Raw genomic sequence first — 21,717 nt, 5'->3', positions numbered from 1 at the left:
GTGCTTACCGTTGTCGAAGGACGACGAAAAGGACACACGGTGATGACTGACATGACCGAGAACCGTGGCGGGGAGACCGAGACGTCGGCGGCGCGCAGGAGTCCGCTGACCAAGCGCGGCGGCGGAGACCCCGGCTCACGGGGGCGGACGACCATCGCGGACGGCGTCGTGGAGAAGATCGCCGGACTCGCCGCACGCGATGTCGACGGCGTGCACGCCATGGGCAGCGGCCTGTCCCGCACCTTCGGAGCCGTGCGCGACCGCGTGCCCGGCGGCGCCAAGTCGGTGACGCGCGGCGTGAAGGCCGAGGTCGGCGAGGTGCAGGCGGCCCTCGACCTGGAGATCGTGGTCGTCTACGGCGTGGCGATCGCCGATGTGGCCCGGGACGTACGGGAGAACGTCATCACCGCCGTCGAGCGGATGACGGGCCTCGAGGTCGTCGAGGTCAACATCGCCGTGAGCGACGTGAAGCTGCCGGACGAGGAGGAAGAGGAACCGGAGCGCCGGATCCAGTGAGCCACCCGCCCCGCAGAGCACGCGACCGAGAAGCTGAGGAGCGCAGCATGAGCATGGCCGTCGCCGGCATGATCGCCGGCATGGCACTGGCATTCGCCGGGTATTTCGGCGGATTCGGCGCCTTTCTGCTGGTGGCGGCGCTGGGCGCCGTCGGCTTGGTCGTCGGCCGGTTCCTGGAGGGGGACATGGACTTCGGCGACTTCTTCCGTTCCCGTGAACGGCGGCGGTGACGGCCGTGAGCGCGGGGGCCGGTGAGCTCGACAGACCCCTGACCGTCGTCCCGCCCGGCGAGCGGGGCGCCACCCGGATCGCCGACCGGGTCGTCGCGAAGATCGCCTCGCAGGCGGCCCACGAAGCCGTCGGAGCGCTGCCGCCCGACGCCGCCCGTCCGTCCGCCACCGTCACCGTCCGCCACGACGTCGCGCATGTCCGTGTTCACGTCGAACTCGACTACCCCTGCGACGTGGGCACGCGCTGCCGCCAGGTGCGTCGCCGCGTCGTCGAGCGGGTAGGCGCGTTGGTGGGAATGCAGGTGCCGGAGGTCGTCGTCCAGGTGGAGCGGCTGCACCTGGCCGCCGGGCCCGGCGCGGTACAGGGGAGGACGCGATGAGCGAACCCCGGGCCACCGAGCCGCCCGAGCCCGAGCCCGAAGGCACCACACAGCGGCTGCCCGTCATCGAGAAGCCGGAGGCCGGCACCGGACCCGACCGGTCCGCGCAGGCGGGCGGGGACGGAACGCCGCCCGTGTCCGGGAGCGAGGGTGGCCGCGAAGGCCGCTTCTGGTCGGCACGCCGCGTCCCGGCGGGCATCGTCGCCCTGCTGCTCCTGGGACTGACCGGACTGTTCCTCTACGACATCGTGTCCGTGCGCGCCGACCGGCCCGGCATGAGCTGGCGCCGGGAGCTGGCCCGGCAGCTCGCCCAACGGCCCCTCGACGACACCTGGGTGCTCGTCGGGGCCGGGGTCGCCGCCCTTCTCGGGCTGTGGCTGCTGGTCCTGGCCGCCACGCCCGGCCTGCGGGACGTGCTCCCGATGCGGCGGACGCACGCCGACGTACGCGCCGGACTGGACCGGGACGCCGCCGCGACCGCGTTGCGCGACCGGGCCATGGAGGTGGCCGGCGTGCATGCGGTACGGGTGCGGGTGCGCCGCAGGCGGGCGGACGCCCGCGCCGTGTCGCACTTCCGTGAACTGGACGACGTACGAGCCGACTTGGATGCCGTGCTCAGCGACGCGATCAGCGGACTGGGGCTCTCCCGGCCGCCCTCGCTGTCGGTGCGCGTACGGCGGCCCGGCCGGAAGGAGTGACCGCGATGCTCAGGGTCGTCAACCGCGTGTTCCTGGGGCTCGTCGGCCTCGTCCTGCTGGTGCTGGGCGGCTCCGTGCTGGCCGTGGGCCTCGGCGCTCCGGCACCCTCGTGGTGGATCCACGACAGCCGCCACGACGTGCTGCTGAGCGACGCCGAACGCAACCGCTGGCGGGACGACGGCTGGTGGTGGCCGGTCGTCATCGCCGTACTCGCCGTGCTGTTGCTGCTCCTCCTGTGGTGGCTGGTCTCGGTGCTCCGCCGGCACCGCCTCGCCGAGGTCCTCGTGGACACCGGCGACGGCGAAGGAGCCCTGCTGCGCGGCCGGGCCCTGGAGGACGCCCTCACCGAGGAGGCGGCACAGATCGACGGCGTCGGCCGGGCCCGCGCCCACCTGAGGGGCCGCCGCAGCGCCCCCGAGGCCCGCGTACGGCTCGCCCTGGAACCGCACGTGGACCCGGGCGCGGCCCTGCACGACCTGACGACCGGCGCCCTGACGCACGCCAGAACAGCGGCGGGCCTGGCGTCACTGCCGGCGGAGGTACGGCTGCGGGGGGTCAAGCACGGTGCGGAGCGGGTGAGCTGACGGTCCCGACGCAAACGGCGCTCAGAACCCGTGCCGCGCCCCGCCGTCCACCGGCACCATGACCCCGGTCAGATAGGAAGCCGCCGGCGACAGCAGGAACGCCGCCACCCGCCCGAACTCCTCGGGCGCCCCGTACCGCCGCAACGGGATACGCGACTCCGACGCCGCCCTGGTCGCCTCGGGATCCGCCGACAACGCGTCCAGCTCGCGTACGCGGTCCGTGTCGATGCGCCCGGGAAGCACCCCGACCACCCGAACTCCCCGCGGCCCCAGTTCGTCGGAGAGCGACTTGGCGAAGCCGGCCAGCCCCGGCCGCAGCCCGTTCGAGATCGTCAGCCCCGGAATCGGCTCGTACACCGACCCGGACAGCACGAACCCGATGACACCCCCGGACCTCAACTCGGCCGACGCGGCGCGAGCCAGCCGCACCGCACCCAGGAACACCGACTCGAACGCCGCCTGCCACTGCTCGTCGGTGTTGTCGGCGACGAACCCGGCCGGCGGCCCGCCCACGCTGACCAGGACACCGTCGAAGCGGCCGAAGTGCTCCCGCGCGGCCCCGATCAGCCGGGCCGGCGCGTCGGGGTCGGCGTTGTCGACGGCCACCCCGACCGCGTTCGGGCCCAGCGCGGCCGCCGCGTCGGCGACGTTCTTCTCGTCCCGCCCCGAGACGACCACCTTCGCCCCGTCCGCGACGAGCTCGCGCGCGGTGGCGTTGCCGAGGCCCCGGGTGGCCCCGGTGACGATGTACACCCGGTCCTTCAGTCCAAGATCCATGGTCCCTATCCTGCCCCGTCCGCCCCGAACAGGGCGAGGGCGGTGTTCACCAGGCCGATGTGGCTGAACGCCTGCGGGACGTTGCCGAGCTGCCGGCCGGTCACCGGGTCGAACTCCTCGGACAGCAGGCCGACGTCGTTGGCGAGTCCCGCCAGCCGCTCGAACAGCTCCCGGGCCTCCTTCGTACGGCCCGTCATGTGCAGGGCGTCCGCGAGCCAGAACGAGCACACCAGGAAGGCGCCTTCGGAGCCGGGCAGTCCGTCGATGTCCGTGTCGTCGGTGGTGTAGCGGCGCAGGAAGCCGCCGTGGTCCAGCTCCTCGCGGACCGCGTCGATGGTGCCGATCACCCGGGGGTCGTCGGGCGGCAGGAAACCGACGCGCGGGATGAGCAGCAGCGCGGCGTCCAGTTCGCGCGAGCCGTACGACTGCGTGAAGGTGTTGCGTGCGGGGTCGTAGCCCTTCTCGCACACCTCGCGGTGCACCTCCTCGCGCAGCGCCCGCCAGCCGTCCAGGTCGCCGTCCAGCTCCGGATGGCGCTCCAGGGTGCGTACGGCACGGTCGGCGGCGACCCACACCATCACCTTCGAGTGCACGAACTGGCGCCGGCTGCCGCGCACCTCCCACAGCCCCTCGTCCGGCTGCCGCCAGTGCGTGCGCAGGAAGTCCATCAGGGCCGTCTGCAGCGCCCACACGTCCGGCTGGGCGGACAGGCCCGATTCACGGGCCAGCGACAGGGAGTCCATGACCTCGCCGTAGACGTCCAGCTGGAGCTGGTTCACGGCGTCGTTCCCGACGCGTACGGGGGCGGACCCGGCGAAGCCGGACAGCCACGGCAGCTCGAACTCGGGCAGCCGTCGCTCGCCCGCCACGCCGTACATGATCTGGAGGTCCGCCGGGTCGCCCGCGACCGCGCGCAGCAGCCAGTTCCGCCAGGCCTCGGCCTCCTCCTGGTAGCCCACCGCCAGCAGCGCGCCCAGGGTGAGGGTGGAGTCGCGCAGCCAGCAGTAGCGGTAGTCCCAGTTGCGCACGCCGCCCGGCTCCTCGGGCAGTGAGGTGGTCGCTGCGGCGACGATGCCGCCGGTCGGGGCGTAGGTGAGCGCCTTGAGGGTGATCAGGGAGCGGACGACGGCGTCCCGGTACGGTCCGTCGTAGCGGCAGCGCGACACCCAGGCCCGCCAGTCCTCGACGCTGTGGCGCAGCGACTCGTACGGGTCGACGAGCGGCGGGCGCTCCACGTGGGAGGGGTGCCACGTGAGGACGAACGCGACCTTCTCCCCCTTCCGGACCATGAACTCCGCGTGCGTTCCGAAGTCCTCGCCCCAGCTGCGCACCTCCGGTTCGCTGCGCAGCCAGGCCGAATCGGGGCCGGCGACGGCGACGCGGTGGCCGTCGGCCCGGCGTACCCAGGGGATGATCGAGCCGTAGTCGAAGCGCAGCTTGAGGACGCTGTGGAGCGTCACCTCGCCGTCCAGGCCCTCGACGACGCGTACGAGGTCGGGGGCCTGGTCCCGCTGCGGCATCAGGTCGGTGACGCGGACCTTCCCGTGCGCCGTCTCCCACTCGGTGTCCAGGACGAGGGTGTCGCGGCGGTAGGCGCGCCGGGCGCACCGGTCCGCCCCCACGGGGGCGATGCGCCAGAAGCCGTTGTCCTCGTCGCCGAGCAGCTTGGCGAAGCAGGCGCCCGAGTCGAAGCGGGGCAGGCAGAGCCAGTCCACGGATCCGTCCGTGCCGACCAGGGCGGCGGTCTGTTCGTCGCCGATGAGCGCGTAGTCCTCGATGCTCGGGTCCACGCAGTGCGGGTTCCCGGCAAGTCGGCACGGCAATCAGGGCGAGGGCCGGGGGAGTGACGGGCCGTCGGCGACGGGGGCGCGCGTGCCCGAGAAGATCACCCCCGGGTCCGACGGGGCCTGGTTGAGCACCCACAGGCCGATCAGGGTGGCCAGCGTGAAGACGACGGCGATCAGCACGGCGAGCACGAGCCGCCGCCGGCGCTCGCGCCGCAGCCACTCACCGCGTGCCGTGCGGTACGCGTCGGGGTCGGGAAGCACCCCGCCCGCCAGCGCCCGGAGCGCCTCGCGGAGCTCCTCCTCGGTGCGGCCGTGAGCGGCCCGGTCGGGGCTGGTGCCATGCGACGGAGTCGCGTCTCGATGCGTCATCGCCGGGCCTCCATCGCCTGGGTCAGGGCGGCGATGCCGCGTGCCGTGTGCGTCTTGACCGAACCGCCGGATATGCCCATCGCGGCGGCTATCTCGCTCTCCTTGAGACCGAGCCAGTGCCGCAGCACCAGCGCCTCGCGCTGCCGGGGCGGCAGCTGCTGGAGCGCGTCGACCAGCACGCGCTGGTCGTCCCGCAGCAGCGCGGCGTGCTCGGCGGAGGCGACCGTGTCGTCCGGCGGGTGCTCCTCGTGCCTGCGGGCGACTTGAAGGTGCCGGATCCGCATCCGCGTCAGATTGCAGACGGTGGAGCGCAGATACGCCTCCGCCGCGGCCGCGTCCCGCAGCCGCCGCCACTTGCGGTAGATCTGGTAGTACGCCTCGGCCACCACGTTCTCGGGGTCGTCGGCGCCGAGCAGGACGGCGAGGCGCAGCATCGAGGAGTAGTGCAGCTCGAAGAGGCGGGCGACGCCGGCCTCGCGCTCCAGGTCGGCACAGTCGCCGGCCGGGGGAGCGAGAGGCTCGGCCGGTTCCGGTTCCGGTGCCGGCATGGGTGGCAGCGTGGGGTTCTGTCTGCGTCTCACGGGGTGTTCGCTCCCGTCTCCGGGCGTCGCCGGACGGTCAGTCGGGACGGCAGGCCGGTCGTATCGGCGCCGCGCGGGACACCGAGGCGGGTCAGCACCGCGGTGCCGGTGACCACGACGGCCAGATTGAGCAGCAGGGCGGCGAGCCCGGCGTAGACCTCCAGCGGCCGGGCACCGGTGCCGAGCGGCACGGTCGAGGAGAACCCCTCGCGCACCACCAGGTACGTCCCCGACGCCATGCCCACGGCCCACCCGGCGAGCAGTGCCCGCGGGTGCGGCCACCCGGTGAACAGCCCGACGGCGACGGCCGGGAAGATCTGCAGGATCCACACGCCGCCGAGCAGCTGGAGGTTGACGGCGTCCTGGTCGCGCAGTCCGAACACGAACGCCACGGCCCCCACCTTCGCGGTGAGCGACACCGCCTTGGCGATCCGCACCTGCCGCTTCGGCGTGGCCGTCGGATGGACGTACTCGACGTACACGTTCCGGACGAAACTCGTGGCCGCGGCGATCGACATCACCGCCGCCGGGACGAGCGCCCCGACGGTGATCGCGGCGAACACCAGGCCGGCCAGCGGCGCCGGCATCAGCCGGTCCACCAGCATCGGCACGGCCGCCTCGGCACCGCCGCGCGGCGCCCGCACCCCTGCCGCGAGGGCGGCGATGCCGAGGAATCCGAACAGCGCGAGCAGCCCGGTCCAGGCGGGCAGCGCCACCGAGACCTTGCGCAGGGTGCGGGGCCCGTCGGCGGCGAAACCGGCGGTGAGCACGTGCGGGTACATCAGCAGGGCGAGGGCGGAGCCGAGTGCGAGCGTGGCGTAGGCCGGCTGCTGCGCGGGGGACAGGAGCAGCGCCGGGCCGCCCAGCCGCCGCGCCGCGCCGTCGAAGACCGGGCCCGGGCCGCCCAGCCGGGCGAGGACCAGCCAGGTCACCGCGGTGAGCGAGACGAACACCGCCACCGCCTTCAGCGCGGAGATCACCGTGGGAGCCCGCAGCCCGTGCCGGTACGTGGCCACCGCGAGCCCCGCGAACAGCGCGACCAGCACCAGGTCCCCGGCGGCGCCCCGCGGGTACACGCCCCCGGCCGTCAGGACCGCCCTGATGCCCAGCAGTTGCAGCGCCAGGTAGGGCATCGTGGCGAGGATCCCGGTCAGCGCCACCACCAGGGCCAGCGGCGACGACCCGTACCGGCCGCGCACGAAGTCGGCGGCGGTGATGTAGCCGTGCCGCCGGGCCACGCTCCACAGCCGGCTCAGCAGTACGAAGGCGAGCGGGCAGACGATCACCGTGTAGGGCACGGCGAAGAAGGCGGGCGCGCCGTTGCCGTAGGCCAGTCCGGGTACGGCGGTGAAGGTGTAGGCGGTGAAGATCGTGCCGCCCAGCAGCAGCCAGGTCCAGCCGGGGCCGAGGGAGCGGTCGGCCAGGGCCCAGCCCTCCAGGGAGGGCAGCCGGTCGACCGGGCGCAGCCGCCGCGCGGTGACGGCGAGCAGCGACGCCCCGCCGATCACGGCGAGGAACGTCGCGGTCATGGCGCCGTCAGCCATGGGTCACCGTCCTTGGTGTGCCTGTGTCCTCGGGCGAGAGTTGCGCGGACGGCCCGTCCGGAGGACAGGAAACCGGCGGGAAATATTTCTCGAACGCCGTGTCCACCACTCCCGGCGAGCGCGCAACTCTTGCACAGACCGACAGCGAGCGGGAGAGGAGCACAGGTCATGGCACGCACCGGGCACCCCCGGCTACGGGGCGTCGCCGTCGCCCTGCTGCTGCTCGCACCCGCGGCCGGGTTGCTGTGGGTCCCGCTGTACGCCGGTGCCGGTCCGCGGCTCGCGGGGACGCCGTTCTTCTACTGGTACCAGCTCGCGTGGGTACCGGGCTGCGGCCTGTGCCTGCTCGCCGCGTACGCGCTGACGGACCGACACCGCTGATCCGCGACCCCCCGTTGTGCACACCCGTCGAGGTGAGGAGCCGCCATGCCCGCATCAACCCTGCCCGAATCCGGACCAGAAGGGCCCCGATCCGGACCAGACGTGCCGGAATCCGGACCAGAAGTGCCGGAAAAGTCCAGAACACGGCAGATTCTGCTCTGGGCCGCCGTCTCCCTGCTCGGCGCGGTCGCCTGGGGCGTCCTCGCCCTGGCCCGCGGCGAGCGGATCTCCGCGGTCTGGCTGGTGATCGCCGCGCTCGGGTCGTACGCCATCGCCTACCGCTTCTACTCCCGGTTCATCGCCCGCCGGGTCCTGGAGCCGGACGACCGCCGGGCCACCCCCGCCGAACGCCTCGAGGACGGCGTCGACTACCACCCCACCGACCGCCGGGTCCTGCTCGGGCACCACTTCGCCGCCATCGCCGGCGCCGGACCCCTGGTCGGGCCGGTGCTCGCGGCCCAGATGGGCTATCTGCCGGGGACCCTGTGGATCGTCGCGGGGGTGATCTTCGCGGGCGCGGTGCAGGACATGGTCGTGCTGTTCCTGTCGATGCGACGGGACGGCACGTCGCTCGGGCAGATGGCCCGCGACGAGATCGGCCGGGCCGGCGGGGCCGCCGCCCTGATCGCCGTGTTCGCCATCATGATCATCCTGTTGGGGGTCCTGGCGCTGGTCGTCGTCAATGCCCTCGCCCACAGCCCCTGGGGCACCTTCTCCGTCGCGATGACCATCCCCATCGCCCTGTTCATGGGCTTCTGGCTGCACGTCATCCGCCCGGGCCGGGTCGTCGAGACCAGTCTGATCGGCGTGGCCCTGCTGCTGCTCGCCATCGTCGGCGGCAGCTGGATCCAGGAGTCCTCACTGGCCTCCGCCTTCACGCTCAGTCCCACGACCCTGGTCTTCTGCCTCGTCGGCTACGGCTTCGTCGCCTCCGTCCTGCCGGTGTGGATGCTGCTCGCGCCGCGCGACTACCTCTCCACCTTCATGAAGATCGGCACCATCGCCCTGCTCGCGGTCGGCGTGGTCGTCGCGGCGCCGGTCCTGCGCACGGACGCGGTGAGCGACTTCGCCTCGTCGGGTGCCGGGCCCGTCTTCGCCGGGGCGCTGTTCCCGTTCCTCTTCATCACCATCGCCTGCGGCGCGCTGTCCGGCTTCCACGCGCTGGTCTCCTCCGGGACCACCCCCAAGCTGATCCGGAAGGAGTCCCAGGTCCGGATGATCGGCTACGGCGCCATGCTGATGGAGTCGTTCGTCGCGATCATGGCGCTGATCGCCGCAGCGACCCTGGAACCGGGCCTCTACTACGCCATGAACGCCCCGGCGGCCCTCCTCGGCACAACGGCCGAGTCGGCCTCCCACGCCGTCGCCGGCCTCGGCTTCACCGTCACCCCCGACCAGCTCACCCAGGCCGCCAAGGCCGTGGAGGAGCAGACGCTGATCGCCCGCTCCGGAGGTGCCCCGACCCTGGCCGTCGGTATGTCGGAGATCTTCTCCGGGGTCTTCGGCGGCGCCGGGATGAAGGCCTTCTGGTACCACTTCGCCATCATGTTCGAGGCGCTGTTCATCCTGACGACGGTGGACGCGGGCACCCGGGTCGGCCGCTTCATGCTCCAGGACATGCTCGGCAACGTGTGGAAGCCGGCCGGCCGGGTCAACTGGAAGCCGGGCATCTGGCTGTGCAGTGCCCTGGTCGTGGCGGCCTGGGGCTACTTCCTCTACACCGGCGCCACCGACCCGCTCGGCGGGATCAACCAGCTCTTCCCGCTCTTCGGCATCGCGAACCAGCTCCTCGCCGCGATCGCCCTCGCCGTCTGCACCACGATCCTGATCAAGTCCGGCCGGCTGCGCTGGGCGTGGGTCACGGGCGTCCCGCTCGCCTGGGTCGTCGCGATCACCTTCACCGCGGGGTGGCAGAAGATCTTCTCCGCCGACCCGAAGATCGGCTTCTTCGCCCAGCGGGCGCGGTACGCCGACGCCCTCGACGCCGGTCAGGTCCTGCCGCCCGCCAAGAACCTCGGCGACATGCACACCGTCGTCACCAACTCCACGATCGACGGTGTGCTGATCGCCCTGTTCCTGCTGCTGGTCGCCGTGGTGATCGGCAACGCCGCGGTGGTCTGCGTGCGGGCGATACGGGCCCCGGGCTCGACTCCGGTCACCGAGGCGCCGTACGTCGAGTCCCGCCTCGACGTGCCGGACGAGCCGCTGGCGGGAGCCCGTACGTGAGGGCGGTGCGCTGGGCGCGGGCGGTGCGCTGGTACGTGCGGGAACTGGCCGAGGTCCTGAACCGGTCGCACCGGGAGGAGTGCCGGCAGGGGCGCTGCTGCTGACGCGGCCGGGGGAGAACCGGGGAGGCCGGGGAGGCCGGCGGGGGTCACACCGCCGCCGGCTCCGCCTCGCTCGCGTCGGCTTCCCCGGCCGCCGCCTGTGCCCGGTCGCGGGCCTCGCGGCGGGCCAGGACCACCCAGCCGACCGGGACGGCGGCGGAGAACAGCCACCACTGGATGGCGTACGCGTAGTTCAGGGCGGCGTCCTCCTTGCCGGGCTTGCCCAGCAGTTCGGGGAGGTCGCCCTTGGGCTCGGGTGCCGTCTGCGTGATGTAGCCGCCGAGCACCTGCGCGTCCAGGCGCCGGGCCTCCTGTTCGCTGTTGATCAGCATGATCTGCCGGTCCGGCAGGCCCTTGAGGTTCTTGATCCCGCTCGCCGCGGTCGTCTCACTGGGCATCAGGCGCCCCTTGACGGTCACCTCACCGCCCGGCGGTGCGGGGACCTTCGGGAACGTGGTCTGGCTCGGGCCGTTCGAGGGGATCCAGCCACGGTTGACCAGCAGAACCTTGCCGTCGTCGAGGACGAACGGGGTCAGGACGTGGTAGCCGACCTCGTCGTCGGAGTTGGTGCGGCGGCGGACGACGACCTCGTCCTCGGTGTCGAAGCGGCCCTTCGCGGTCACGGTCCGGTACCGCTCGCTGCTGGTGACGGTGTGCCCGGGCGCGGTGAGCTTCTCCACGGGCACCGGGTCGGCCGCCAGGGCGTCGGTGACCAGCTGGTTCCGGGCGGTGCGCTCCTCGTAGCGATGCATCTGCCAGATGCCCAGCCTGATCATCGTGGGGATGAGAAGCAGGGCGATCAGCGTCAGGATCACCCACTGCCGGGACATCAGGAAGCGGTACACCCCACGACCGTACAACTCGGTCGTGGGGTGCTCTCAGCGGGGTACGGGTTCAGACCTTGTCGACAATTCCCACCTTTCCCTCCGCGCGGGCGCAGTGGGCTCCGCAGAACCAGTGGCCCTCGACCTCGACGCCCTGGCCGATGATCTGTACCCGGCAGTGCTCGCAGATGGGGGCCATACGGTGGATCGCGCAGGCGAAGCAGTCGAAGACGTGCACCGCCCCCTGCGCGTGCACCTCGAAGGTCATTCCGTACTGATTGCCACATACCTCACAGGTCGCCATGCGCCACAGGGTGAGCCGTCGCCTCGGCCGGGGCGAGCGGCCACCGGGCGAGTCGCCCGTCAATCACCCATCCGTACGGTCACCCCTCCGTACGGTCATCCCTCCGTACGGTCATCCCTCCGACGCCGGCTCCACATCCGCGAGAAGTTGCCCGAAGGCCGCCTCGTCCACGATCGGGGTGCCGAACTGCCGGGCCTTGACCACCTTGGACGTGCCCGAGTCCGGGTCGTTCGTGACGAGCAGGCTGGTCAGCCGGGACAGGCTGGTGGCCACGTGCAGCCCGGCCTCGGTCGCCCGGTCCTCCAGCAGCTCGCGCTCGGTCGAGGTGTCGCCGGAGAACGCGACCCGCATGCCCTGCTTGAGCCGCCCGCCCGTCTCGTAGCGCCCGGGGTTGGGGTAAGGGCAGGCGGGGCGCTTCCGGGAGGGGCGCCAACTGGTCTGGCGGTAGCCGCCGTACCCCCGAGAGCCCCCCTGCTGCCCGATCCGGGGCGTGGCCGGACGGTCCGACCACTCCGTCAGCGGCCGGCACTCGTGCAGCGGCAGCCGTACGCCGCTCGCCGCCGCGGCCCTGAGACTGGGGCGGAACGCCTCCGCCAGCACGCGCGCGTCGTCCAGCGCGTGGTGCGCCCGCCGCTGGACGACGCCGAAGTGCGCGGCGAGCGACTCCAGCTTGTGGTTGGGCAGCGGAAGCCCCAGCTCCTTGGAGAGCGCGATGGTGCACAGCCGCTGCCGCACAGGCGCCTCGCACTGCGCACGCGCGTACTCCCGGGCGATCATCTGCCAGTCGAAGACGGCGTTGTGCGCGACGAGCACCCGCCCCTCGAGCCGGGCCGTCAACTCCTCGGCGATGTCCTGGAAGAGGGGCGCGCCCTCGAGTGCCTCACTCGTCAGTCCGTGGATCCACACGGGGCCGGGGTCGCGCTCCGGGTTGACCGTCGTGTACCAGTGGTCCTCGACCTCGCCGCGCGCGTCCAGCCGGTAGACGGCCGCCGAGATGATGCGGTCGTCCCGGGCGAGGCCCGTGGTCTCCACGTCAACGACCGCGTATCCCTTGGGATACGCGGCCGGCCACGCAGGGGGCGAGAACGCTGCGGTCGTCAGGTCTTCCAGCATGGTCACTGAGGATACGGGCCGCGACTGACAGTCAGGTCCGTCAGGTGCCGTGCCGCGTCCGCCGTGGCCCGGCGAGACCGGCCGGGGGATTCCGGTCCCGGGTCCGAGGGCATCCCGAAGGCAGTTGACGGGAAGTCCGCTGAGGCGGATGCAGGGCGAAGGGGCTGTGGAGCAAGGAGCGGAGCCGGATGTGCCGCATCTCTCCTGTGCCATTCTTGCCCGTGCCGCACAGGGGCCGAAGGGGGACGAACGGGCCGATGGGGGAGAACAGGCAGGCGCTGATCGTCGCCGTACCGCAGTACGAACTCTCGGAGCGCTTCCGCGACCTGACGGAGACGGTGGGACGTGACGTCGAGCTGATGACCGGGGCGCTGCGCTCCTCCGGGTACAGCGTCGAACGGATCGGGGCGACCCCCGACGAACCCGCCCTGCGCTCCCGGATCCGCAGTGCGATCAGCAGGGTCTGCGCCACCGCGCCCGAAGACGGCACGGTCCTCATCCACTTCACCGGACACGGGTTGTCCGTCGACGGCGCGGACTACCTCGTGCCCGCGGACGCCCAGCTCACCTGGGCAACCACGCCCCCGCAGGTGGCGCTGGACAGCCTCATCGGCCTCGACCTCGCCGAACTGCTCCAGGGATGCCGGGCCGGTACGGTCCTGCTGACCGTCGACGCCTGCCGCGAGGAAGCCGCCCCGGGCGGCACGTCGTACGGCGGGCCCGCGACGAACTTCCCGGCCGGGCGGGACCGGGTGGCCGTGCTCTTCGGCTGCGGTCCCGGTCAGACCTGCGGCTCCGACAAGGAACTCGGCAGCCACTTCACGCGCGCCCTCGCCGACGCCCTGCAGTCCGACACCGCGCCCCGCACGGTCGCCGACGTCATCGCCCATACCGTCCGCAGGACCGCCGAGTTCGCCCGCGCCGCCCGCCAGCGGCAGACACCGACCGCCCACTACGCGCCCAGCGGCCCGGAGGCCGTCCACAAGGTCGAACTCTGCGCCGGCCGCACCCTCCACGAGGAGTGGGCCGCAGCGGTCCGCGACCCCGAACTCTGGTCGGCCGTCGAGGGCGGCGATGACGCGCGACGCGACGAACTCCAACGCGTCCTCGTGCGGTTGACGGCAGAGTGCGCCAAATGGCGCGCCACCGCGTTCGCGACCGTCCCCGATCCCTGGTCGGACGACGACTATCCGGTGCGTGTGCTGGCCCGCGGGCTCAGACCCCTGCTCGCACCCTCGCAGACCCAGGGCGGCCCACTTCTGGACCCGGGCGAGTTCGCGGTGCTCGCCGCCGCACCCTTCGTCCGCGAGGCCGTGTACGCCATGGGCGTCAAGGAGACCACGGCGGTCGAGCCCTCACGGCTCGATCCGCAGGCCGGCCCCCTGGGACGCGATCCCGAACGCGTCGACCTGGAGCACACCTTCGCCGCGCACGCCCTGCTCTGGCGCAAGGGCCGCGAGCTGGCCGGACGCGGCCGGGCCGAGGACGCCGCGGCCGTCGCCGCCTGGCTGCTGCACCGGCACGTCGGAGGCAAGGAGCAACTGTGGGACACCTACGCGCCCCAGCTGCTCGCCCCGCTCGCGAAGGCGCTGCTCGGCCCCGGCTCCGCACCGGCCCGGACCGAGGAACTGACCGACGAACTCGTGCGGGTCTGCCGGCAGATCGCGGTCGCCCCCACCGAGCCGAACCAGGGCGAGCGGGACGGCGCCGACACCCACTGGCGCCTGGAGGAACTCGCCCGCGCGGACGGCACGACGGAACGCTGGCGCCCCCGCGAGCTGTCCTGGCTGCTCGGCGTCGCGGGCCTGCTCGGCGGCGACCTGCGGCAGCTGCCCGGTGTCCTGGTGGACAACATCGGCGTCGCCGACGGGCTGCGGCCCGGCGAGGCCGTGGCGAGCGTGCGCGAGCTGCGCTGGGCGCGGGACCGGCTGAGCAAGACACTCGACCTGGACCTGCCCTGCCCGCACCCCGCGGTGCACGCCGCTCTGGAGACGCTGGCCGGCTGGGCCGACGAGGCCGTACAGAACGTGCGCCGGCGCCTCACCTCCGCCCAGCCCGCCGCGCTCCTCGCCCATGTGCCCGACCGGATCACCTGCCGTCGGCTTCGCCCGCGGTACGACAGCGCCGTCAAGGGGGACGCCTACGGTGTCCCGCTGATGCGGTTCAGCCTCGCCGAGGACGAGATGCGCGAACTGCTCATGGGCACCCATCTGTACGGCGACCCGGTCCTCGCCCTGCGGGAGATGTACCAGAACGCCCTGGACGCCTGCCGCTACCGGCAGGCCCGGCTGCGCTACGGAAAGGCCGACGGGAGCGTCCCGTACACCTGGCAGGGCGAGATCGTCTTCCGGCAGGGCACGGACGCGGAGGGCCGCGCCTACGTGGAGTGCGAGGACAACGGCGTCGGCATGGACCACAAGAGCCTGCGGGGCACCTTCTCGCGGGCCGGCCGCCGCTTCGAGCAGTCCCGCGAGTACCGCAGGGAACAGGCCCGCTGGCGCCGCGCGGACCCGGCCCTGCGGGTCTATCCCAACAGCCGTTTCGGCGTCGGTGTGTTCAGCTACTTCATGCTGGCCGACGAGATCAGCATCTGGACCCGGGCGACCGACGAGTACGGGCGTGCGGACGCGGGCGGCGGACTGCGCGTGGACGTGGCCTCGACCGGCAGTCTGTTCCGGGTCCGCAGGAACGACGTGGCGCAGCCCGGGGGCGGCACCCGCGTGCGGCTGTACCTCCAGTCGGGCGACATCGACGTGGCGCGGGAGCTGGCCAAGCGGGTATGGCGGTCCGATTTCGCGCTGCGGGTGGAGCGGGACGGGGAGGCCGTGCGGACGTGGGAACCAGGAGCGCTGTACTACTTCGGCGATGCCCGGCGCCCCCTTCCCGCGGGCCCCGACGCGTGGTGGGTGGACGGAAAGGGGTGCCTCCTGGCCGACGGCATCCTGGTGGATCCGGCGTCCATGGTCCAGGGGGACAGCAGCGCCGCCGCCTGGCTCCGCACCAGCGCCGGGAAGCTGGACCGGCACGACAACGCAGGCAAGGACTGGCACGATCTGGGCGGGCATCCCTTCGGCTTCGTGATGGACCTGCGCGAGACGCACGCTCCGGACATCAGCACCGACAGGACCAGGATCCTCTCGTACGACCGGGCGTGGGCAGACGAGCGACTCCTCGACGCCGCCCGGGCGTTCGGGGCGCCGGAGTGGCTGACGCTGGAGTGGCTCTGGGCGTTCGCCCGGCTGCACCCGACTGCGGCGGTCCGGGTGACGGCGCGGCTGCTGGCCGCCGATACCCGGCTGACCAGCAGAACCGGCTGGGACCGGGCGACGGTCCTCGACTTCCGCCGGGTGGGTTGCTTCCCATGGGACATGGGGCTGGTGCCGCTGCAGGACTTCGGGCCGGCTGTCCTGCCGGAGGAAGCCGGGGTCCTGTCCTGGCGGGCGGCGGTTCTGCGCAGCGTCGGGATCGAACTGGGCGACAAGGCTTGGGAGCGACTGGCGTTGCCGGAGTCGGTGGACGGCTATCCCGTTCCCGAGGCCTGGGAGGCCGGCGTCAGGCTGCGGGATTTGCGGCTGCCCGAGGCCACGAGGCATGCGGCTCTGCCGCAGTCCCCGGAGGAGAGCATCACTCTGGGAGAGGTCATGAGGCGGTTGCGCCGGTACGCCATCGCCGGCCTGGATGTGCCCGCCGTCACCGGACTCGACGCGGCGCACGGGATGCTGCTCGACGCCACGGACCGCCGGATCCTCCTCGGCCGTGAGCGCTTTGACGCATTGCTGCGCGAGGACTACGCACGCTACTTCGCCCACGACGTGCTCGCGGTGCTCCGGAGGTTCAGTGTCGTGGAGGGCCTGCCCTTGCGTGAGGCCCTGGACCGGGCCAGGCGGTTCGCCGCTGCCGGAATCCCCCTGGATGTGCCGGAGGACACCGACGCCGTCCCCGCCGACGCCATCGCCACCCAGGAGGAGCTCGACGTACTGGCCTGGCACCCCCGGTTCACGGCCCCGGGGAAGCGGAAGGCGGGGACGCCACCGGCCCGGGAGACGTACGAGGAGATCCTGCGGCGGTACGCGTGGCTCGGCTGGCCGGCGGAGGGACCGGCCCCCGCGGCAGCTCCCGCCGCCAGGGCCCACAGGTTCGACCCGCCCAGGTCCTGGACGCAGGAGCAGCGCACCGAGTTCGCGATGAGCCTCGGCATCGCCGCATACAGCGAGGATCTGGACCTGTCGGCCCGGCAGCTGGCCAGGGCATCGGGGATGCTGGGGATCACGGTGGCCGAGGTGCCCGAACGGTTCGCGGGTGTCCTCGCGGCGCAGCGGCTGCAGGTCCCGCCGGTTCCGGCGGAACTGGCCGGCCGCGTCTTCACCAGGCTCGACAGCGACCTCCTCGGCGCCGTCGTCGACGACAGGTTCCCTGACAACTGGCCGTACGACCCGACCGGATGCCCCGCGCCCCTGCTGGAGACGGCGCAGGCCGTCCGGAAGGTCCGGGCCGACGGCGCGCTGGTGGCGCAGCGGCTCACGGAACTCGCCGAGGCGGGCTTCGTGGACGAACGCGCGCCGACGCTCGTGGAGCAGTGGCGTGCCGTCTCGGCCGGTGACTGGGACCTGCTCATGTGCTCGGGGAGAGACGCTCTGTCACGCCGCAGGTACTACGACGCCGAGGAGTCGCTGGAGTTGATGAACACGGGTACCGCGGTCCGCGGCGTCGCCGTGCGCGAGGGCCTCGACGTCTTCTTCGTTCTGTATGCCGCGGCGATGGCCCGCACCACGCTCGGCTCCGCGATCGAACGGCTCACCGTGCTCGGGCCGTTGGTCGGGTTCGATGTCTCGGCGCTGGACCGGTTGGCCGATGAGGCACCTGCCGATCTGCGTCCCACCGGCGCTGACGTCCTGGCCTGCTGCACACCACAGAGGACGGAGCGGGAGAACGCCTTCTTCCAGTCCTGGCGGGATTCCTACGTCCCACGCTGGCGCCCCCGCCCGAGCCCCGCCGTCCTCGTGTCCCACGCCCGGGCCAACGACGCGAGCCTCGGCGAGAGCGTGGCCGTCCTGGCCCGCTACGCCCGCTTCGGTGCCCCCTGGCGGGAACCCGCCGAGGGCGGATCCGACGGCTGGCGCGAGCACCGGCCCACCGAGCACGACAGTGCACTGTTCCGGCCGGACCTCGTCGGCCACGGACCCGTGGGCCCGCTCGAACTGCTGCGTGTCGCGGCCCGCTTCGGCTGGGCGTTGACCAAGGCGTGGGACCGGCTCGCGCTCTATCGTCCCTTCGGTCTCCCCCTTCTCGTGGAACGGCCGGGAACGGACGCGGACACGGTGCCCACCTGGCAGGACCTGATCATGCTCACTGAGCAGTACACCGGGCGGGCGCCCGCGCTGAGCGGTGCGGTGACGGCCGAGCGCATCGCCGTGGCCGCGCGTGAGTTCGGGCAGCCGACCCGCGAGGTGTACGACCGGCTCGCCCGGTACGCGCCGCTGTTCGGCCTCGTCCTGCCGCCCGACTGTCCCGCCGAGCCGGCCCCGATGCCGCCGGTTGAGCCCTACCGGGCTCGATGACAACCGTCAGGCCCTTGACGCGACCCTGTGAGGAGCCATGCCCGATCACGTTCCGACCGAGTTCCGTGAACAAGAGGTCACCGTCGACCCGGAGGAGCCCTTCACCGTCGCACGCTCCGAGGACGGCCGCTGGTACACCGTGACGGGACTGTGCCCGACGTGCCGAGCGGCAACCGTCTTCCGGGTCGCCTACGGAGTGCTGGGTCCGCCCAAGCGGCTGTGGCGCCGGGACCGGAGCGAGCCCGAGCCCCTCACCGGCTGCATCCCCGTCTACTGCGCCTGCGGCTACCCCCACCCCGAGCGGCCGCCGGAGTCTCCCGACTCGGGCTGTGGTGCCTTCTGGGACGTCCCGGTGCCGCCGCCCGTGCACGGGGCGGCGTCGTGACCGACCTCGCCAGGAAACGGTTCGCCCAGCTCGGGCAGCAGCTCCAGTACGACCAGCTGGGCGCCGTACGCCGACAGGCCGAGGGCTGGCGCAACGGGCTGACCGGGCTCACGGGGCTGGTCGGCGTGGTCTTCGTCCTGAAGGGCCGCGAGAGCGTCGCGGGCATGCCGGGCGCCTGGCGCTGGACCACGGCACTGCTGCTGGTGCTGGCTTTCGTGCTGCTGCTCTCCGGTGCCCTGGGAGCCGTGCGGGCCGCGCACGGTCCGCTCGGCCGGCAGACCTGGCTGAGCGGTGACCGGCTGCTCGCCGCCGTCCTGGACGAGGTCGTGCGCACGCAGGCTGCCCTGATCCGGGCGCGGCGGCTGTCCGTCGCCGGGCTGTGCGCGATCGTCGCCGCGATCGCGGTCTCCTGGCTCGTGCCCGTCGACGATCCCGCGAACTCCCGGGAGGGCGGGCCGTACGTCCTGGTGACCACGGCCGGCGGTGTGCGGTGCGGGGAGCTGGTGATGAGCGACGCCACGGCGGTCACCATCAAACCGGCGAAGGGAGGGGAGTACCGCAGCATCCCGATCGGCACGGTCCGGTCGGTCACGCCGACGCGACGGTGCTGACGGCGCGGCCATTGGCGGAGATCGCCAAGAAGCAAGCGCGTACCGTCGGTAATACTTGTGGGTAACAACGTCTGGTCGGGGCGGGACGGCCGCCCTACGGTTCAGGCATGCCGAACCTGCCCGATGTCGTGCTGTGGTCGATACCCGCCTTTGTGCTGCTCACGGTGGTAGAGATGGTGAGTTGCCGTCTCCATCCTGACGAGGACGCGGCGGGCTACGAGGCGAAGGACGCCGCGACGAGCGTCGGCATGGGGCTCGGCAGTCTCGTCTTCGACTTCCTCTGGAAGATCCCGATCGTGGCCGTCTACACGGCCCTCTACGAACTCACGCCCCTGCGCGTGCCCGTGCTGTGGTGGACCGTCCCGCTGATGCTGCTCGCGCAGGACTTCTTCTACTACTGGTCCCACCGCGGCCACCACGTCATCCGCATCCTGTGGGCCTGCCACGTCGTCCACCACTCCAGCCGGAAGTTCAACCTCACCACCGCGCTGCGCCAGCCCTGGACGTCCCTGACCGTGTGGCCGTTCTACGTGCCCCTCATCGCCGCCGGAGTCCACCCCGCCGCGCTGGCGTTCTGCTCCTCCGCGAACCTCGTGTACCAGTTCTGGATCCACACCGAGCGGATCGACAAGATGCCCCGCTGGTTCGAGTTCGTCTTCAACACCCCGTCGCACCACCGGGTCCACCACGCCTCCCAGGGCGGTTACCTCGACCGCAACTTCGGCGGCATCCTCATCGTCTGGGACCGGCTGTTCGGATCCTTCGTCGCCGAGACCGTGCGGCCCGTGTATGGACTGACCAAGAACATCGACACGTACAACCCGCTGAAGGTGGCGACGCACGAGTACGCGGCCATCGCGAGGGACCTGAAGGCGGCGCGTGACTGGCGTGAGCGCGCGGGGCGCGTGTTCCGGGGACCGGGGTGGGGGCCCGCGCCGGCCGAGGTGCCGGTGTCCCCTGCCGGTACGGCTGCCGAGAGCGCGTCGGCGTGAGCCACTCCCGGCTCCTCCTCGGCGCCTTCGGTCTCGCCGTCGTCGTCGACCTCCTCTGCCTCACGGCCGGCTTCGACGCCGGGCACACCGTCGCCAAGCCGCTGCTGATGCCGCTCCTGGCGCTCTGGGCCGTCCTGCGCCGGGCCCCCCGGCCGCTCGTGGCCGCCCTGCTGTGCGGCTGGGGCGGGGACGTGCTGCTGCTGTCCGGCGCCGAGCCGGCCTTCCTCGCCGGCATGGGCTGCTTCGCGGCGGGGCACGTCTGCTACCTCGTCCTCTTCGCCAGGCACGGCAGCCGGTACGCCGTCCCCCGCGCGCGTGCGGCCCTCCTCGCCCTCGGCTACGCCACCGCCCTCGTCACGACCGTCGCGCTGCTGTGGCCGGACCTGCCCGCCGACCTGCGCCTGCCCGTCGCCGGGTACAGCCTCCTGCTCACGGCCATGGCGTACCGGGCCGCCATCCGGCTCGGCCTCTTCACCGGACTCGGAGGCGCGCTCTTCCTGCTGTCCGACACGCTCATCGCGACCGGCGTCGCCGACTGGCCGCAGCCGCCCGGGCCGGACTTCTGGATCATGCTCACGTACATCGCCGCACAGGCCCTGCTGGCCGGCGGCACGCTCGGGGCGCTCAACGCGCGCAGGGCACCGGCCGCGACGTACGGAGAGATGCGCGCCGCCTGAGGGGCACCGGCGGAGGGGGAGCGGTCACCAGCGGATCGGGAGCGGCAGGGCCGTCAGCAGTCCGGACACGGCGACCACCAGGCCCAGTGCGACCACCTCCGCCCACGCCGGCGCACAGGCGCTCAGCGGGTCGGCCGCCCGGCGCAGCCGCCGCCGGGCCCACAGGGCGAGGGCGGCGACGGCGGCCACGAGGAGCACCTTGGCGAGCAGGGCCCGCCCGTACGCCGTCGCCGTCAGCTGCTGAAGGACCGTCTCCGGCGGCATCCGGCGCAGCGAACTCCACACGCCCGTCGCGGTGATGGCGGCGAGCAGAACGGTCGCCACGCGCGCGTAGAGACCCAGCAGGGCCGCGCCCGCCTGCGTGCCGTAGCGGCCGTGCCATCGCCGCAGGGTCCGCAGCGCGTGCAGCAGACCGCCCGTCCACAGCGCCGCACAGGTCAGATGGACGAGCGTCAGCCCGGAGCCGGTCAGCGGGGTGTGCTCGGTCGTGGGGTGCGCGCGCAACGCCTCGGCGACGACCACGGCGCCCAGCGGCCACAGTTGTGTGACCGGCCGGCGCGAGACGGCACACAGCCCGGCCGCGAGGAAGGCGTTGACCTCCAGCAGGGCGAGCTTGCCGTCCCGGGAGGCGTAGAGCCCGCCGACGTCGATGTCCGACAGGCCGTCAGGGACGAGATAGCCCGTCGCCACGACCGAGGCGAGCCCGAGCGCGGCGACGAAGCCGGTGACGGCCGCGAACGGCGACCAACTGCACGGCACAGCCGGGCGGCCGGCGGCTTCCTCCGTACCCGGCACGGAACGCGCCGGTGGCCCGTTCACGAACGCACCCGGCACGGAACGCGCCAGCCGGTTCACGAACAGCTCGCCGACCGGTACGCACAGGGCCGCGAACAGCGCCGTGCGCAGCAGGGCCACGCCACCGGCGCCGGGCGCGGCGGCCTCCCCGGTGCCGTGCAACGCGGAGGACGGGCCGAGCAGCGGGATCAGCGCGGCCAGCGCCACCAGCACCAAGGCGGCGACGGGTCTTGTCAAAGTCACCCCGAGATCTTCACCAGCCTTCACACGGCTGGGCAAATCCC

Annotated in this window: 21 protein-coding genes; 12 read left to right on the top strand and 9 right to left on the bottom strand. The window is 72.6% G+C overall.

Annotated elements, in window-relative coordinates:
* Nucleotides 1–42: 42 nt before the first annotated feature.
* Genes CCL05_RS16270 through amaP form a run of 5 tightly spaced genes read left to right on the top strand, consistent with a single transcriptional unit; the run spans nucleotide 43 to nucleotide 2,408 of the window.
* Nucleotides 43–516 (top strand): Asp23/Gls24 family envelope stress response protein, encoded by a 474-nt coding sequence (locus CCL05_RS16270; protein WP_086561225.1) that lies wholly within the window; start codon nucleotides 43–45, stop codon nucleotides 514–516.
* 47 nt (nucleotides 517–563) lie between these two features.
* Entirely contained in the window at nucleotides 564–746 is a 183-nt protein-coding gene (locus CCL05_RS16265) for a hypothetical protein (RefSeq protein WP_086561224.1), read from the top strand.
* Entirely contained in the window at nucleotides 743–1,126 is a 384-nt protein-coding gene (locus CCL05_RS16260) for a hypothetical protein (RefSeq protein ID WP_086561223.1), read from the top strand. Before CCL05_RS16265 ends, CCL05_RS16260 begins: the two co-directional genes overlap by 4 nt.
* The gene (locus CCL05_RS16255) at nucleotides 1,123–1,824 is read left to right on the top strand and encodes a DUF6286 domain-containing protein (RefSeq protein ID WP_086561222.1); all 702 of its coding nucleotides are present in this window, start codon (nucleotides 1,123–1,125) and stop codon (nucleotides 1,822–1,824) included. The genes CCL05_RS16260 and CCL05_RS16255 overlap by 4 nt, the downstream gene beginning before the upstream one ends.
* Before the next feature lie 5 nt (nucleotides 1,825–1,829).
* On the top strand, nucleotides 1,830–2,408 hold the full coding sequence (gene amaP / locus CCL05_RS16250) for an alkaline shock response membrane anchor protein AmaP (protein WP_425275919.1): 579 nt from the start codon (nucleotides 1,830–1,832) through the stop codon (nucleotides 2,406–2,408).
* A gap of 21 nt (nucleotides 2,409–2,429) precedes the next feature.
* Here the strand turns inward: amaP and CCL05_RS16245 are convergent, their stop codons facing one another.
* From CCL05_RS16245 to CCL05_RS16225, 5 genes are read right to left on the bottom strand one after another with little or no spacing between them, the layout of a single operon-like run.
* Nucleotides 2,430–3,185 (bottom strand): SDR family oxidoreductase, encoded by a 756-nt coding sequence (locus CCL05_RS16245; RefSeq protein WP_086561220.1) that lies wholly within the window; start codon nucleotides 3,183–3,185, stop codon nucleotides 2,430–2,432.
* A 5-nt stretch (nucleotides 3,186–3,190) separates the two neighbouring features.
* Nucleotides 3,191–4,975: a glycoside hydrolase family 15 protein gene (locus CCL05_RS16240; protein ID WP_086561219.1), complete on the bottom strand. Its 1,785-nt coding sequence runs from the start codon at nucleotides 4,973–4,975 to the stop codon at nucleotides 3,191–3,193.
* A 33-nt stretch (nucleotides 4,976–5,008) separates the two neighbouring features.
* Nucleotides 5,009–5,341: a hypothetical protein gene (locus CCL05_RS16235; protein ID WP_086561218.1), complete on the bottom strand. Its 333-nt coding sequence runs from the start codon at nucleotides 5,339–5,341 to the stop codon at nucleotides 5,009–5,011.
* A complete protein-coding gene (locus CCL05_RS16230) occupies nucleotides 5,338–5,889 on the bottom strand; it encodes a SigE family RNA polymerase sigma factor (protein ID WP_086561217.1) in 552 nt (183 codons plus the stop codon). The genes CCL05_RS16235 and CCL05_RS16230 overlap by 4 nt, the downstream gene beginning before the upstream one ends.
* Nucleotides 5,890–5,918: 29 nt before the next feature.
* Nucleotides 5,919–7,466 carry a sodium:solute symporter family protein gene (locus tag CCL05_RS16225; RefSeq protein ID WP_086561216.1) on the bottom strand — a complete coding sequence of 516 codons (1,548 nt, stop codon included), beginning with the start codon at nucleotides 7,464–7,466 and terminating at the stop codon, nucleotides 5,919–5,921.
* 168 nt (nucleotides 7,467–7,634) lie between these two features.
* Here CCL05_RS16225 and CCL05_RS16220 point away from each other — a divergent pair, with 168 nt between their 5' ends.
* Nucleotides 7,635–7,847: a DUF3311 domain-containing protein gene (locus CCL05_RS16220; protein WP_086561215.1), complete on the top strand. Its 213-nt coding sequence runs from the start codon at nucleotides 7,635–7,637 to the stop codon at nucleotides 7,845–7,847.
* Nucleotides 7,848–7,892: 45 nt separating this feature from the next.
* A complete protein-coding gene (locus CCL05_RS16215) occupies nucleotides 7,893–10,073 on the top strand; it encodes a carbon starvation CstA family protein (RefSeq protein ID WP_244204295.1) in 2,181 nt (726 codons plus the stop codon).
* A gap of 148 nt (nucleotides 10,074–10,221) precedes the next feature.
* Here CCL05_RS16215 and CCL05_RS16210 read toward each other — a convergent pair whose 3' ends face one another.
* From CCL05_RS16210 to CCL05_RS16200, 3 genes are all read right to left on the bottom strand, one after another.
* Nucleotides 10,222–11,019 (bottom strand): SURF1 family cytochrome oxidase biogenesis protein, encoded by a 798-nt coding sequence (locus tag CCL05_RS16210; RefSeq protein WP_167409569.1) that lies wholly within the window; start codon nucleotides 11,017–11,019, stop codon nucleotides 10,222–10,224.
* A gap of 49 nt (nucleotides 11,020–11,068) precedes the next feature.
* Entirely contained in the window at nucleotides 11,069–11,302 is a 234-nt protein-coding gene (locus CCL05_RS16205; RefSeq protein WP_082319948.1) for a hypothetical protein, read from the bottom strand.
* A 111-nt stretch (nucleotides 11,303–11,413) separates the two neighbouring features.
* Nucleotides 11,414–12,415 carry a DEDDh family exonuclease gene (locus tag CCL05_RS16200; RefSeq protein WP_086561232.1) on the bottom strand — a complete coding sequence of 334 codons (1,002 nt, stop codon included), beginning with the start codon at nucleotides 12,413–12,415 and terminating at the stop codon, nucleotides 11,414–11,416.
* 257 nt (nucleotides 12,416–12,672) lie between these two features.
* Between CCL05_RS16200 and CCL05_RS16195 the strand changes: the two genes are divergently transcribed.
* The 5 genes from CCL05_RS16195 (at nucleotide 12,673) to CCL05_RS16175 (ending at nucleotide 20,638) form a co-directional block, all read left to right on the top strand.
* The gene (locus CCL05_RS16195) at nucleotides 12,673–17,973 is read left to right on the top strand and encodes an HD domain-containing protein (RefSeq protein WP_158102458.1); all 5,301 of its coding nucleotides are present in this window, start codon (nucleotides 12,673–12,675) and stop codon (nucleotides 17,971–17,973) included.
* A gap of 37 nt (nucleotides 17,974–18,010) precedes the next feature.
* Nucleotides 18,011–18,358, top strand: a complete 348-nt coding sequence (locus CCL05_RS16190; protein WP_086561212.1) for a hypothetical protein — start codon at nucleotides 18,011–18,013, stop codon at nucleotides 18,356–18,358.
* Nucleotides 18,355–18,969, top strand: coding sequence for a hypothetical protein (locus CCL05_RS16185; protein ID WP_086561211.1), 615 nt, complete (start codon nucleotides 18,355–18,357; stop codon nucleotides 18,967–18,969). The genes CCL05_RS16190 and CCL05_RS16185 overlap by 4 nt, the downstream gene beginning before the upstream one ends.
* Before the next feature lie 107 nt (nucleotides 18,970–19,076).
* Complete coding sequence (locus CCL05_RS16180; RefSeq protein ID WP_086561210.1) at nucleotides 19,077–19,961, top strand: sterol desaturase family protein; 885 nt, start codon at nucleotides 19,077–19,079, stop codon at nucleotides 19,959–19,961.
* On the top strand, nucleotides 19,958–20,638 hold the full coding sequence (locus CCL05_RS16175) for a lysoplasmalogenase (protein ID WP_086561231.1): 681 nt from the start codon (nucleotides 19,958–19,960) through the stop codon (nucleotides 20,636–20,638). Before CCL05_RS16180 ends, CCL05_RS16175 begins: the two co-directional genes overlap by 4 nt.
* Before the next feature lie 24 nt (nucleotides 20,639–20,662).
* On the opposite strand, the gene CCL05_RS16170 is transcribed toward CCL05_RS16175, so the two are convergent.
* On the bottom strand, nucleotides 20,663–21,676 hold the full coding sequence (locus CCL05_RS16170; protein WP_244204294.1) for a CopD family protein: 1,014 nt from the start codon (nucleotides 21,674–21,676) through the stop codon (nucleotides 20,663–20,665).
* Nucleotides 21,677–21,717 lie beyond the last annotated feature (41 nt).

The sequence above is a fragment of the Streptomyces africanus genome, assembly GCF_002150735.1.
Taxonomy (GTDB): domain Bacteria; phylum Actinomycetota; class Actinomycetes; order Streptomycetales; family Streptomycetaceae; genus Streptomyces; species Streptomyces africanus.
This window is presented reverse-complemented; position numbering and strand designations above follow the sequence as displayed.